11 protein-coding genes are annotated in these 13,193 nt (G+C 27.6%); 4 read left to right on the top strand and 7 right to left on the bottom strand.

Annotated elements, in window-relative coordinates; translation table 11 throughout:
* Nucleotides 1-105: 105 nt before the first annotated feature.
* Together DB313_RS01005 and DB313_RS01000 are read left to right on the top strand one after the other, a co-directional pair.
* On the top strand, nt 106-1,629 hold the full coding sequence (locus DB313_RS01005; RefSeq protein WP_174220830.1) for a UDP-N-acetylmuramoyl-L-alanyl-D-glutamate--2,6-diaminopimelate ligase: 1,524 nt from the start codon (nt 106-108) through the stop codon (nt 1,627-1,629).
* A gap of 4 nt (nt 1,630-1,633) precedes the next feature.
* Nucleotides 1,634-2,728 (top strand): D-alanine--D-alanine ligase, encoded by a 1,095-nt coding sequence (locus DB313_RS01000; RefSeq protein ID WP_120104008.1) that lies wholly within the window; start codon nt 1,634-1,636, stop codon nt 2,726-2,728.
* Here the strand turns inward: DB313_RS01000 and DB313_RS00995 are convergent.
* The 4 genes from DB313_RS00995 to prfA are packed head-to-tail and all read right to left on the bottom strand — an operon-like array spanning nt 2,725 to nt 8,861.
* A complete protein-coding gene (locus DB313_RS00995; RefSeq protein WP_120104007.1) occupies nt 2,725-4,968 on the bottom strand; it encodes a hypothetical protein in 2,244 nt (747 codons plus the stop codon). The two genes, DB313_RS01000 and DB313_RS00995, sit on opposite strands and share 4 nt — an antisense overlap.
* Nucleotides 4,958-6,961 carry a RelA/SpoT family protein gene (locus DB313_RS00990; protein ID WP_120104006.1) on the bottom strand — a complete coding sequence of 668 codons (2,004 nt, stop codon included), beginning with the start codon at nt 6,959-6,961 and terminating at the stop codon, nt 4,958-4,960. The genes DB313_RS00995 and DB313_RS00990 overlap by 11 nt, the downstream gene beginning before the upstream one ends.
* Nucleotides 6,945-7,778, bottom strand: coding sequence for a peptide chain release factor N(5)-glutamine methyltransferase (gene prmC, locus DB313_RS00985; RefSeq protein WP_120104005.1), 834 nt, complete (start codon nt 7,776-7,778; stop codon nt 6,945-6,947). The genes DB313_RS00990 and prmC overlap by 17 nt, the downstream gene beginning before the upstream one ends.
* 9 nt (nt 7,779-7,787) lie before the next feature.
* Complete coding sequence (prfA, locus tag DB313_RS00980) at nt 7,788-8,861, bottom strand: peptide chain release factor 1 (RefSeq protein ID WP_120104004.1); 1,074 nt, start codon at nt 8,859-8,861, stop codon at nt 7,788-7,790.
* A gap of 294 nt (nt 8,862-9,155) precedes the next feature.
* Here prfA and DB313_RS00975 point away from each other — a divergent pair, with 294 nt between their 5' ends.
* Together DB313_RS00975 and DB313_RS00970 are read left to right on the top strand one after the other, a co-directional pair.
* Entirely contained in the window at nt 9,156-10,298 is a 1,143-nt protein-coding gene (locus DB313_RS00975) for a tetratricopeptide repeat protein (protein WP_120104003.1), read from the top strand.
* Nucleotides 10,295-11,104 carry a TatD family hydrolase gene (locus tag DB313_RS00970; RefSeq protein ID WP_120104002.1) on the top strand — a complete coding sequence of 270 codons (810 nt, stop codon included), beginning with the start codon at nt 10,295-10,297 and terminating at the stop codon, nt 11,102-11,104. The genes DB313_RS00975 and DB313_RS00970 overlap by 4 nt, the downstream gene beginning before the upstream one ends.
* On the opposite strand, the gene DB313_RS00965 is transcribed toward DB313_RS00970, so the two are convergent.
* From DB313_RS00965 to DB313_RS00955, 3 genes are all read right to left on the bottom strand, one after another.
* Nucleotides 11,086-11,733, bottom strand: coding sequence for a flagellar filament outer layer protein FlaA (locus DB313_RS00965; RefSeq protein ID WP_120104001.1), 648 nt, complete (start codon nt 11,731-11,733; stop codon nt 11,086-11,088). The two genes, DB313_RS00970 and DB313_RS00965, sit on opposite strands and share 19 nt — an antisense overlap.
* Before the next feature lie 61 nt (nt 11,734-11,794).
* A complete protein-coding gene (locus DB313_RS00960; RefSeq protein ID WP_120104000.1) occupies nt 11,795-12,532 on the bottom strand; it encodes a hypothetical protein in 738 nt (245 codons plus the stop codon).
* Between the two features lie 4 nt (nt 12,533-12,536).
* A complete protein-coding gene (locus tag DB313_RS00955; protein WP_120103999.1) occupies nt 12,537-13,193 on the bottom strand; it encodes a hypothetical protein in 657 nt (218 codons plus the stop codon).

Below are 13,193 nucleotides of genomic sequence, written 5' to 3'. Positions count from 1 at the left end.
TTAGTCTTTGATAGTATTGATAATGCGGAGTGGATTTTAATTCTGCAAGGTTCTCTTTTTGAGCTTTATATCAAAATAATTTTTATTTTTGTACAATTTATTAATATGAATAGAAAAAAAAGACTTAATAGTGTTTTAGCTAAGTTAGATAAGAATTTAGTCAAAGAGATTAGAGGATCTTGTGATGTGGAGATATTGGGACTTGCATATGATTCAAGATGTGTATATTCTAACTTCGTATTTTTTGCTCTTCCGGGATTTCATTTTGATGGTCAAAGATTTATTGAAGTAGCAATTCAAAGGGGTAGTAATGTTATTGTACATACCAATCATGTTGACTTTTGTGTTCCCAATGTAACATATATTAAAGTTGATTCTTGCAACATAAAAAGATTTATGTCAAATTTTTCTAATATTTTTTATGATGAGCCTTCAAAAAAGCTTAAAATTATTGGAGTGACAGGAACTGATGGTAAGAGCTCTGTTTGTTTTTATATATATACTCTTTTAAAGTCTATAGGTGTTAAGGTTGGATTTATTTCAACAGTGTTTTTGGACGATGGAAGTGGAAGTTTAATTAAAAATCCTTATAGGCAGTCAACCCCAGAATCAACAGAGATTCATTTTTTTCTTAGTAAAATGGTGGATAATAATGTTCAATATGCCATTGTTGAATCAACATCTCATGGGCTTGATCCTAGAACAGCAAGGCTTGTTGACATTGAGTATTCTGTTGCTGTTTTAACTAATGTTAGTCATGAGCATCTTGAATTTCATGGCACGATGGAGAATTATTTGAAAGCTAAGCTTAATCTTTTTTCTTCTACTGCTACTAATAATGGGTTTGGTGTTATTAATATTGATGATAAAAATTCTTCTATCTTTTTAAGTTCTATTGATAAATCTTATGCATATAGTTTAGAGAATAAGAGTGCTGATTTTTTTGTAAGCAAAATTAATGAACAAATGGGTTTTACGGAGTTTGAATTTTTTAATAAAGATATTAAATATGATGCTAGAGTTAATTTGACGGGTAGTTTCAATGTTGAGAATGTGATTGCTGCTTTAATTGTTGTAAGTAAAGTTGCAAGTATTGGTATTGCAGAACTTATTGCTAGCCTTGCAAGTATTAGGGGTCTTTATGGGCGAATGGATGATGTTGATTTTGGACAGAATTTTTCTTTGATAATCGATTATGCACATACTCCGGGTGCTTTTCTTAAGCTTTTCCCTATATTTAGAAGACTAGCAAAAAATAGATTAATTGCTGTTTTTGGTTCGGCTGGGGAGAGAGATATTTCTAAGAGAAGATTACAAGGAGAGATTGCAGATAGATATGCAGATATAATAATACTTTGTGATGAAGATCCAAGACGGGAGGAAAGCATGCATATAATTAAAGATATTGCAGAAGGAATTTCGGATAAGATGCGGGATGCAAACTTATTTTTCATTCCTAACAGGAAAGATGCAATTGAAAAGGCAATAAACCTTGCACATTCTGATGATTTGGTGGTTACTCTTGGGAAGGGACATGAAGATTCAATAATATATAAAGATAAAAGTATTCCTTGGGATGAAAAAGGTGTTGTTAAAGATATTATTTTACGTTTAATAAATAGGGGTTAATTTTATGAAGAAAAATCTTATGTTAATATTTGGAGGAGTTTCTTTTGAACATGAAATTTCTTGTAGATCTGCTTATGGTGTTTATACAGCTCTTATGAAGCTTGATAAGTATAATGTATTTTCAGTGTTTATTGATAAGAACACTGGAATTTGGTATTTATTGGATTCCGTTCCTGCTGATCCTGAATTTGTCAAGAAGGATAGTTCTTCTGTTATTAGTTTAGTTCCTGGTGGTGGAATATTTGTAAGAGATAGAGACCTTGAAATTGATGTTGTATTTCCCATTGTCCATGGTAGAACAGGGGAGGATGGCTCTGTTCAGGGACTTTTAAAAATAATGGATATTCCTTGTGTTGGTCCTGGTATTTTAGGAAGTGCTATTTCTAGTAATAAGTATTTTTGTAAGCTCTTGCTTAAGAGTTTTAATATTCCTTTAGTACCCTTTATTGGACTTAGAAAATATGATTATTTGCTAGATAAAGAAGAAATCAAAAATAATATAAAACAAAATTTAAAATATCCTGTTATTGTTAAGCCAGCTATACTGGGTTCTTCAATTGGAATAAATATTGCATATGACGAGAGTCAGATTGAAAAGTGTATTGAGGAAGCTTTTAGATATGATTTAACAATTATCATAGAGAAGTTCATGAGAGTTAGAGAAATTGAATGCTCTGTTATTGGAAATGATCAGATTAAAGTATTTACTCCTGGTGAGATTGTTATACAAGATTTTGTATTTTATGACTATGATGCTAAGTATTCTACTATTCCTGGAAATTCTATTGTATTTAATATTCCTGCTCAGCTTGATACAAAACATTTACTAGATATTAAAGAATATGCGTTTTTGGTTTATAAATATTTAGAACTTAGGGGTATGGCTAGAATTGATTTTTTTGTTGAAAAAGATACTGGTTTAATTTATATTAATGAGATAAATACAATACCAGGGTTTACAGATATTTCTATGTTTTCTAAGATGTGTGAACATGATGGGGTTGGTTATGAGTCTTTGGTTGATAAATTGGTGGACTTTGCTTTTAATAGTTATGAAAAGAGAAAGAAAAGGATTGATTTTGAAAAGTTAGAAGACTAGTTTAATTTTAAATTTTTCAAGTTTTCTATTTCTTTGTCATCTTGGAGCTTAAAGAAAACATCTAAATCATGTTTTTCAGGTTTAGGAAGTGTACCTGAATATTTTATTGAATATGAATAATCAATATTTATGTTTTTATCTTCTGCTTTAGTTTCCTTGTCATATATTTTGACATAGTAGTCATTGGTGTCAAAATAAGCAAATATATCATATTTAATGTCTTCTTGAGATTTAACTGTAAAAGCAATGTTGATTGTGTTTGATTTAATGTTATTTACTGTGAATATGATATTATTAGACGCTATTTTATATGGCGTATTGCTTTGATATATTATAAGTTCAGATGCATTTTTTAAAGATAAATTAATTTGTTTTGCAATCTTTTTAGTATTAATTTTTATTCCATATATACTTCTCTCAGCAATATCTATTTTTTGAAAAGATAAATTTATTAAATCTTTTTGTACTTTAAATTCCTTTTCCACTTGTTTTTTGCCTTTTTTTAAATTTAAAATGAAGTCTTTTGTTGCTATTTGAATTGTATTTCTGTTTTCTTTAAGGTATTCTATGCTAATTTTATTTATTTTTTCTGGAAAGCTTATTATTTGGTTGATTTTGATTGTTGAAATTTTGCTTATGTTATTTGAAATTATTATCGTAGCGATTATTAAGAAAAAAATTATAGATTCGATCTTTTCAGCTTTTTTGAATTCTTGTAACATTGGTGTAGTCCTATGCTTTAAATGTTCTACGATATTAGTAAGTATTGGCGAGAAAAGTGAGATTGATATTAAATAGCTTAGTGCTATTGGTCTTGAGATAAGAGAAGTTGTTTGTAGAGATGTTATTAGTATGAAGTTTATTGTCCAAATAAGAATTACTATGATCTTTTTTATAATTTTTCTGTTATTTGGGATAAGTAATATTAATATGTTTTTCAGTAGTATGATTAAAATAAATTCTATTTTAATATATAGTAGCATTATAAGTTCAATGACGGAAATTGCTATTGCTAAATATTTAAGTTCTCTAAAGTTTAAATATATTTTAAAGTTATATGTGAAGTAGGAGAGCAGGTTAAAGTTAAATAATGTTAGGAAAAAATTTACTAGATAGATCGGATTTATAATATTGTAGTCTATTGAGTTTTGGTACTCTGTAAGTATTCTATTTGTGATGATAACCGAAATATATGTGCTTAAGAATAGTATAAAAAACAGCCTTATTATTTTATAGTAATTATCTTTAACTTTTCTGATTATTATGCTAGTTTTTGTAAATTTTCTAATAAACATCAATATAATAAAATTGTAGATAGCGTATATTAAGATGATGAGTGTACTTTCATTGATTATCCATTTTTTAAATGGAGTATTGAGTATAATATAGTGCAGATGATTTTCGTTTTGGGCATTTTGTTTAGATGTTATTGTGTCTTTAATTGATTTATAAATTTCAGAAAGATTATTATTTTTTGAGTATTTTAAAAGAGGTATCTCTTTGTTATTATTGATAATTAAAATCGGAATTTCTTCTTCTAGATACAGATTGTATATTTCATTTATGTTCTTATCATGGATTTTTGAAACAATAAAATTTACTTTATTGTCTTCAAAATTTTTAATGAGTGCTTCTAGGAATCTTAGGTCTGTTTTTGAGTTTATTATGTTTGATTGATTTTTAAATTCTATTATATTATTTTCTTTTTCTTCATTTAGCATCAAGTATATTGTTCTTGTATTCTTTTCAAGAGCATTGCTATTGAGAAGTAATATGCTACTTATTGTTGATATTTGTTTGTATGAATCATCTTTAATAAAGTATATGTTTAAGGTATTTTCAATTTTTATATTTTTTAATTCGTTTAGTAGTGTGATTGCAATTGCAATAGCAAGATTGTTTTGCAAGCTATATTGTATCTCTATAGGTACAATAATGTTATAAGTGGTTTTACCTATTCCTTTTATTTTTGAATGAATTGTTTTTTGCAAATATCCAATAAATCCAATTTCTTGAAGTGAATGTTCTTTGTGTTGAATTTTGTTTTCTGTCAAATATTGTTTTATGTAGTCATAAGTGCTTTCAATTTTTGTTATTTTTTCTGTATCTTTGTTTAATTTATTAATTTTTGTAATATGTTCTTTTATTTGTTGACTGTAGGGATCTATGTCGTTTGCTTTTATTGTTTTGTGTACAATCAATACATTAATTAGCATTAAGAATAATATCTTAATTCTCATAATTTTTAATGTCTTCTTCTACTTGCATTATTTTAAGTATATTGGGATTTTCTTTAAGAGATGAGAGCACCATTTCTACATTTTTTGCATTTGATGAGATTATTATGTTGCTTATACCGTATCCATTACCACAATCTTCTATTTTTTCACTAATGAGTCTTACATTGAAAGTTGTAAAAATGTTATCTAGGTAATTGAAAAGACCTTTTAAATTTTTTAGGAATATTACAATGTGGTATACTTTTCTTGTTGGCGTTGCCTCCCATTCTACTTCAACAAGATGGCTTTTTTTATATTGTTTTACAGCTTGACAATTATCATTGTGTATTATTATTTCATCTTTTTGTATTATGCCAATAATATCTTCTCCTGTTGACGGATTGCACTCAGGAGATATGGTGATTCTTTTTATTTTAGATTTTGTTAAGGATTTAAACAGACTAAAAAGTCTTTTTTGTTCTTTAGACTCTCCAATAAGATATGCAATTATATTATTGTCTACAAATATTGTGTCGTCATTTTTATTAAGCCAAGATCGAATTTTTGAACGTGCTTTTTTTGTTCTAACGCTATTTAGCCAAATTACATCGGGTTTTGCCTCTGGTGAGGTAAATATTTCAACAATTTGTTCGTTTCTTAAAGGTTTTGTGAGTGAGCTAATTTTTCCATTTATTTTGGCATAAAGTGCTTGGTCTCCAATGTCTGTATGTATTGCGTATGCGAAATCAATTGAATTTGATCCAAATGGAAGTTCTACTATTTCTCCTTCAGGCGTATAGACATATATAAATGTGTTTAATAGTTCTTTGTGTATGTCATTCATTGAGTATTGATTTTTATTTGCCGAGTCTTGTTGCCATTTTTTTATGCGATTAATAAAAGAAAGGTCATCGGCTTTAAGTTCAGCTTGTTCTTTGTAAATCCAGTGAGCAGCAACACCGTATTTAGCGATTCTGTCCATTTCTTCTGTTCTAATTTGTATTTCAATCAATTGATTGTCTTCTGGTATTCTTACAGTGGTATGTAAAGATTGATATTTATTCTCTTTAGGTATTGCTATGTAGTCTTTTAGTCTTCCGGGTATTGGTTTCCAAACTTTGTGTACAATTTCTAGTATTTCATAACATTCTTTTTGTTGTTTACAAATTATTCTTATCCCCAAGGTATCAAAAATTTGAGAAAGCTTATTAGTTCTTGTTTTCATTTTTCTAAATATTGAATAGAAGTGTTTTGAGCGTACCGTAATCTCTGCTTCAATTCCAATTTTTTTAAGTTCCTTTTCTATTGCCAATTTTCCCTTATATAATTTTTTTTCTCTCTCTATTTTTGTTTCAGATAGAAAATTTTTTATCTCTTTATATTCTTTTGGATAAAGATATTTTAATGACAGGTCTTCTAGATATACTTTAAGAGATGAAATACCAAGCCTCTCCGCAATTGGTACATAAGTGGCAAGACAATCTTTTGCTATTCTCTCTCTTCTATTTTTAGGTAAGTGAGAAAGAGTTGTCATGTTATGTAGCTTATCAGCAAGTTTTATGATTATTATTCTAATATCATGAGTCATTGCGAAAAACATTTTTGAAATAGTGTTTGCTTCTTTGATTGCTCTTGTTTTATTGTGTAAATCATGGATTTTTGTTACACCATCAATTAAGCTTAAAATTTCTTCATCAAATTCTTTAATTATTTCTTCCTTCTCAACACTTGTATCCTCAAGTACATCGTGTAGAAGTCCAGCTATTGTTGTTTTAAAATCCAATTGAAATTTTGCAAGAAATAATGCAACCATTATTGGATGTATTACATAAGGAACTCCACTTTCTCTATATTGTCCGTAGTGTAGTTGTTCTGATATTTCAAGAGCTTTAAATATTAATTTTTTTTGAATCTCATCTTTATAAATGTGATTAATGGTAGTTTTGAAAATATTTTTTATTTTATCAATATCATTGATTTTCATTAAATATGCAATTTCATAGGGTTGTATCATTTTTTATCCTCAGCACTATCGCTCTTTTTCTTGTTTCAAGATCATGTAGAGTTTTAAGATATAAAAAACCTTCCTGTATGGCAAACTCTTTCATGGGTTCTATTTGCCAGGGAGCTAATTCTATTATTAAGAGTCCATTTTGTGTGAGTTTGTGTTTTGATTGTTGTATTATTTTTCTTGAAAGCTCAAGCCCATCTTTTCCAAATCCTAAAAGAGCCATTCTTGGTTCTATTTCTAACTTTTCCTTTATTTTAAGCTCGTCTTCATTTAAATAAGGAGGGTTAGTAATTATTATGTCAAACTCTTTATTTATACATTTTAACAGATCTGAATATAGTATTTCTATATAATTTTCTAATTTTAGTCTTTTTGTATTTTTTAATGCTACTTGTAGAGCTTTAACAGAAAAATCTGACAATATTACCTTTTTTTTAAGATAATGTGCAATTGCAAGCCCGATGCAACCACTTCCACAACATAAATCTAAAATTTTGCTTAAGTTATTCTTTTTAATTTGCATTAAAGCTTCTTCTACTAAACATTCTGTGTCTGCTCTAGGTATGAGGACATCTTTATTGATATAAAAATTTAATCCCATGAATTCTTTGATTTTAAGTATATGGTGTATCGGGATTCCTGATTTTATATTATTTATTTGATTCAAAAATTTATACTCTGCTTTTTTTGTTAGATTTTGATTTTTATTGGCGAGGATTAATTCTTTTCTCGTCTTTAAAATTTTTTCAAGTAATAATAATACATCAAGAGTGTGTAGATTATATTGTTTTGAGCTTTTTATTGCTTCATTTACAGTCATTGAGAGAAATTATATTGAATTATCTTTTAAAGCTCTTTCTTGAAGTTCCATAGCTAGCATGTCAAGAAGAGAATCAAGTTCTCCTTGCATAATTTCTTCTAGCTTATAAAGACTAATATTTACTCGGTGGTCTGTTACTCTGTTTTGTGGAAAATTATATGTTCTAATTCTCTCAGATCTATCACCTGAGCCTACTTGTTGTTTTCTGTCACTTGAACGTTGTTCTTGTTTTTTAATATCTTCAAATTCATAGAGTCTAGCTCTTAAGATTTTCATTGCTTGATCTTTGTTTTTGTGCTGACTTCTCTCATTTTGACACTGTACCACAATACCTGTAGGTAAATGTGTAATCCTAACAGCAGAATCTGTTGTATTAACATGTTGCCCGCCTGCACCAGAAGATCTGTAAACATCTATTCTTAAGTCTTTCTCATTAATTTCAATATCGGTATCTTCAACTTCGGGAAGTACAGCAACAGTTGCAGCAGAGGTTTGAAGCCTTCCATTAGATTCGGTTATGGGTACTCTTTGAACTCTGTGGACTCCGCTTTCATGTTTTAGTTTTTTAAATACATCTTTACCTTTTATTTCAAAGCTTACTTCTTTAAACCCCCCAAGTTCTGTTTCATTAAAGTTAATAAGCTCAGTTTTCCACCTTTTTTTCTCAGAATATTTTGTATACATTTCATAAAGATTATTGGCAAAAAGTGCGGCCTCTTCCCCACCAGTACCAGCTCTAATTTCAATAATAATATTTTTACTGTCGTTTTCATCTTGGGGTAATAACAATACTTTAATTTTATGTTCAATCTCGTCCTTTTTAAGACTTAAAGTATTCAATTCTTGTTTTACTAGTTCTCTCATTTCTAAATTTTCTTCTTCAGAAAGGATTTTTTTATTTTCCTCAATTTGGTGTAATATTTTTTCATATTCGTCTTTTTGTTCTTTAATTTTTTCTAGATAATTATATTCTTTTACTACTTTTGTATATTCTTTTTGATTCTTAATTAAATTTGTGTCCTGTAACTTATCTTCAAGCATTTTTATTTTGTTTTCAATTGGATCTAGTTTATTTAAAAACATTTTAATTTTTCTCCTAATGGGTAGTAATATTTTATCTTAATTTTAAATTTTTTGTTATAATTGCCCTTAAATTTTATATAGGTGCGTTTTAGTTAGGGTTTAAATAAAAATTTGAGCGTGTAAATTTAAGTATATTTTTTTTAAATTTTTATATAATATGTATTATTAAGATTGGATATTAAAGATTTATTAATATCTTAGTATGTTTATATCTAAATATAATTTATATGTTTTAATAGCATATATGAATTGGGTTGAAGTTATATCTTTAATAAACCAGTTAAAGGGGTATTTATGTTAGAAAAGGAACTTTTAGGTGATCTTGAAGATATATCGCAAGTTTCTGATAATAAACTTCTTGATGTTACTGAGAAATCCAAAAGGGGGTATCAGTTAATAAAGGAAGATAGGCTTGCTGAAGCAGAGAAGTTGTTCAATGATATTTTAGAAAAGGATAATGATAATAATTATGCTCTTGTTGGACTTGGAGATATTGAAAGGAAGAAGAGGAATTTTGATAAAGCTATAGTTTATTATCAAAGATGTCTTTCTAAGCATTCGAGTAATAATTATGCACTTTTTGGTTTGGGGGATTGTTATAGAAGTTTAGATGATTATAAGAAGGCTACAGATATATGGGAGGAGTATTTAAAGTATGACCCTGAAAATATTACTGTTTTGACAAGAGTTGCTGCTTCTTATCGAAAGTTAAAAAATTTTCAAAAGTCCAGACAAGCATATTTAAGAGTAATAGAACTTGCTCCTGAAAATGATTATGCTCTTGTTGGTATTGGGCATTTATATTATGACTTTAAAGAGTATAAGGAAGCATTGAAATATTGGCTTAAGATGTATGAAATAAATCAAACTAAGATTGATGTGCGTGTTCTAACTTCAATTGGCAATTGTTATAGAAAATTAAAGGAATATAGTAAAGGAATTTATTTTTTCAAAAAAGCATTAGAAATTTCTCCAAATAATTTTTATGCTGTTTTTGGGCTTGCTGATTGTTATAGGGGGAATAAGGATTATCATGAAGCGTTGAAATATTGGCTTGCAATAATAGAAAAAGATCCAAAGAATAACTTGGTTTTAACAAGGGTAGGAGACATATATCGATACTTGAAGGATTATGAAAATTCACAAGCGTATTATAAAAAAGCTCTCGATGTTGATTTTGATATGTTTGCTATACTAGGTCTTGCTTTGTTGCAAAAAGAAAAGGGACAATATGAAGAAGCATTGACCGCTATTAAAAGCCTTATAAAAAATAATCCTAAAAACTCAATATTATATATGAATGCTGCTGAATGCTATGAGGCAATGGGGCAAATTGAAAATGCTGTAGATATTTTATCAAAATTTTTACAGTTAGGAATGAAAAATGTTGCTGTTATTGACTACATTGATGAGCTTAAGAAGAAGATGGACTTATGAACCTTGAATTTGAAAGATCTATTTTTTTTGATAAGTTAATAGATACTCATGTTCATTTTAATGAGCTTAAGAAGAATTCTATAGATGTTCATCATGTTATTAATAAATGTTTGAGGAGTGGATTTTCTTATTTTCTTGATATTGGTTTACATCCTAGTGATTTTTATGAGAGAAAACAGCTTTTAGATGCTTATTCTAATATTGCACTAACAGCTGGAATTCATCCCTTAAATAATGCTTTAAAAGATGACTTTGAATTGCTTGATAATATTTTGGCAAATGAAAATGTTATTGCTGTTGGTGAGATTGGTCTTGATTACTTAAAATCAGATAATAAAAAAGAGCAGATTGAAACTTTAAATATTCAATTAGATTTGGCTAGTAAATATAAAAAGCCTGTTATTTTACATATTAGAGAGGCCTATGGTGATGTTTACGATATTATTAAATCTTCCAATTTTTTAAGCAGAGGCATCCTTCACTGTTATTCTGGTACTTATGAATATGCTAAGAAATTTATTGATTTTGGGTTTAAAATATCTTTTGCAGGTAATTTAACTTTTAAAAATGCAGGATCTTTAAGAGAGGTTTTAAGTAAGTTAAACATTAGTGATATTTTGATTGAAACAGACAGTCCATTTTTAGCACCAGTCCCTTTAAGAGGTAAGATAAATGCTCCTCTTTTTTTAGGATATACATGCCTTGAGGTTGCAAAAATTAAAAGTTGCGATGCAGAAAGTATTTCAACCACATTGTATCACAACTTTAAAGATTTATTTAAAAATGATTACCAATTGTCATCATAAGTAGTTGATGTACTTTGTTCATCAATCATTGCCTTGAGTTCTGATAAATATATATATTGTGGCTCATGATTTATTCTATGCTCAGGTATTATTCTTATTCTTATTAATTCTGAATCTCTGGTTTCTTTTTTAAATTTATGTGTTTTTTGGACAAAACTTTTTGGAATGTATGCTGTTAGTTTTTTCCATCCAAGGAAGTTAAGTTTAGAGCTACCGTCTTCTGCTTTAAAGGGGATTGAGTGAAAAGTTCCTGATGAATCTTTTAGTATTACAAAAACTTCTGTGTTAGTTTCTCTGCCATCTACCCATAAGGATATACTTCTAACAATACCAGGTATTATCATCTGTTTATCTGGTTCTAGATTTATTTCACTATCACTTCTAGAAGTAATATATCTAAGTGCTAATACAAATTTGTTATCTTGAGTTGCATTGTTATTGTTTTTAAATCTAACAAATAAAGGATTAATCCTTTCAGTAAAAAATCTTAAATGAAAATCAAATGGATCTTCCATCGCAGAAAGAATATATTCTTTCTGTCCTTGATTATCATCCTTTTGATTAGTTTCATTTTGTGCGAATGCATAAATATTAATAAAAGTAAGCAATATTATTAAAATCTTTATCATATTAAAACCCTTCTAATCTGAAACTAAATATTATTTATTATATTAGAATAACAAATTTATATTATCTTTTATAGATGTTTAGTTCATAGTAAAAATTTTTATCAATTTTTTTTATTATGTCTATTAAATCTAATTCATTGATACCAATTATGTATTTTGAATTAATTTCTTTTAAATTTTTCCTAGTATCTCCAATTAGAATAAAGTCTATTTTTTTAAAAAACGGTGAGCTAGATAATCTTTTTAAATAGATATGATTATTTTTCATTGAAAATAGAATAACTCTTTCTATTTTAGGAGTAATGAAATTTTTTAAGTACTCTATATTTTGATTATCTATTGTAGTGATGTTTATATTTTGCTCTTTTACTCTTTTTTCTAAATACTCCGAGTCTTCTTTATTTAAGGTGTTGTCTCTCATTATTAATGATGATGTGAAGTGTGCTAGAGAGTTAGTGAATATAAAATCAATAGCCTTTTTTAGTGAAAATTTTATATCAGAGAGGAAAAAAAGATTTTTTCTTCTTTTATTATTGAGTATTTCATTAGTTGATTTGTGTGTTAAGAGTATTTTTTTTACCTTGTCTAGTTTGTCTTTAATCATTTCAATGTCTTTTTCATTTATGAATAATATATCCTCTTGTACAAATGGATCATTTTTAATTTTAAAGAAATATGCCGTTGCATCTGAGAAAATGATGATATAATCGAAATGTTTGTTTATAATTTTGTTTTCTTTGCAACTAGACAGAGAAAGCAGAGTGAATAAGGCAATAAGAGCTATTTTTGTTTTTAGCATTAGTTTAAAATTCCAGTGACTTTTTGTTTAAGACTATAATTCCCATTAGTGTTATTGATATGACTAAAGCATAGAATTCCATATTAATTAAAATTAATACTTTCAAAAGTGTAATTATTACTTCTAGCAAAAGGAGGGGGATGAAAATAAGTTTATATCCATTTATGGTGTGTATTACAGAAATACGTATTCCTCTCTCACATATCATTGCTGTGGATACCAATTCTATTATATGCAAGATAGGTATTTTAATGTATTCATAGGTACCAAAAACTTTGCTATTCATAATAATTAGCTCTAAATTTTTAGAAAAAATAAGTCCAAATGCGAAATATATTAAAAATATAGGATTTTTTTTAAGTAGTGAATTTGGATTAAATGTGAAAAAGAATATAAAAATCAATAATGGAAAAATATAGTAGTAAAGGTGTTCTTTGATGAATATTGAGATTGCTAAACTTAAGTTTGTTTTATAGTTTGTTTCTAATATTTTGTATAAGATGAATTCTTCTGTCAAGTATAGTGAGAAAAAAATAGTCATTCCAAATAGTATTAACATTAAGTATATATAATTTTGTCTAACTTGTTTTAACTGAGGATATTTTATTAATGTGTAAATTTTTAAAGCCAAAGGAAGACTTATGAGTAAAAATATATTCAT

It is taken from the genome of Borrelia turcica IST7 (assembly GCF_003606285.1).
In the GTDB taxonomy this organism is placed as follows: Bacteria; Spirochaetota; Spirochaetia; order Borreliales; family Borreliaceae; genus Borrelia; species Borrelia turcica.
Note: the sequence above shows the minus strand (reverse complement) of the source record. Positions and strands in the feature narration are given on the sequence as shown.

What these genes read in the sequence shown, in the direction of transcription:
- DB313_RS01000 (WP_120104008.1), top strand. Translation starts at nt 1,634, where the DNA reads ATGAAGAAAAATCTTATGTTAATATTTGGAGGAGTTTCTTTTGAACAT.
- DB313_RS00970 (WP_120104002.1), top strand. Translation starts at nt 10,295, where the DNA reads ATGAACCTTGAATTTGAAAGATCTATTTTTTTTGATAAGTTAATAGAT.
- DB313_RS00960 (WP_120104000.1), bottom strand. Translation starts at nt 12,532, where the DNA reads ATGCTAAAAACAAAAATAGCTCTTATTGCCTTATTCACTCTGCTTTCT.
- DB313_RS01005 (WP_174220830.1), top strand. Translation starts at nt 106, where the DNA reads ATGAATAGAAAAAAAAGACTTAATAGTGTTTTAGCTAAGTTAGATAAG.
- DB313_RS00995 (WP_120104007.1), bottom strand. Translation starts at nt 4,968, where the DNA reads ATGAGAATTAAGATATTATTCTTAATGCTAATTAATGTATTGATTGTA.
- prfA (WP_120104004.1), bottom strand. Translation starts at nt 8,861, where the DNA reads ATGTTTTTAAATAAACTAGATCCAATTGAAAACAAAATAAAAATGCTT.
- DB313_RS00975 (WP_120104003.1), top strand. Translation starts at nt 9,156, where the DNA reads ATGTTAGAAAAGGAACTTTTAGGTGATCTTGAAGATATATCGCAAGTT.
- DB313_RS00955 (WP_120103999.1), bottom strand. Translation starts at nt 13,193, where the DNA reads ATGAATATATTTTTACTCATAAGTCTTCCTTTGGCTTTAAAAATTTAC.
- DB313_RS00965 (WP_120104001.1), bottom strand. Translation starts at nt 11,733, where the DNA reads ATGATAAAGATTTTAATAATATTGCTTACTTTTATTAATATTTATGCA.
- prmC (WP_120104005.1), bottom strand. Translation starts at nt 7,778, where the DNA reads ATGACTGTAAATGAAGCAATAAAAAGCTCAAAACAATATAATCTACAC.
- DB313_RS00990 (WP_120104006.1), bottom strand. Translation starts at nt 6,961, where the DNA reads ATGATACAACCCTATGAAATTGCATATTTAATGAAAATCAATGATATT.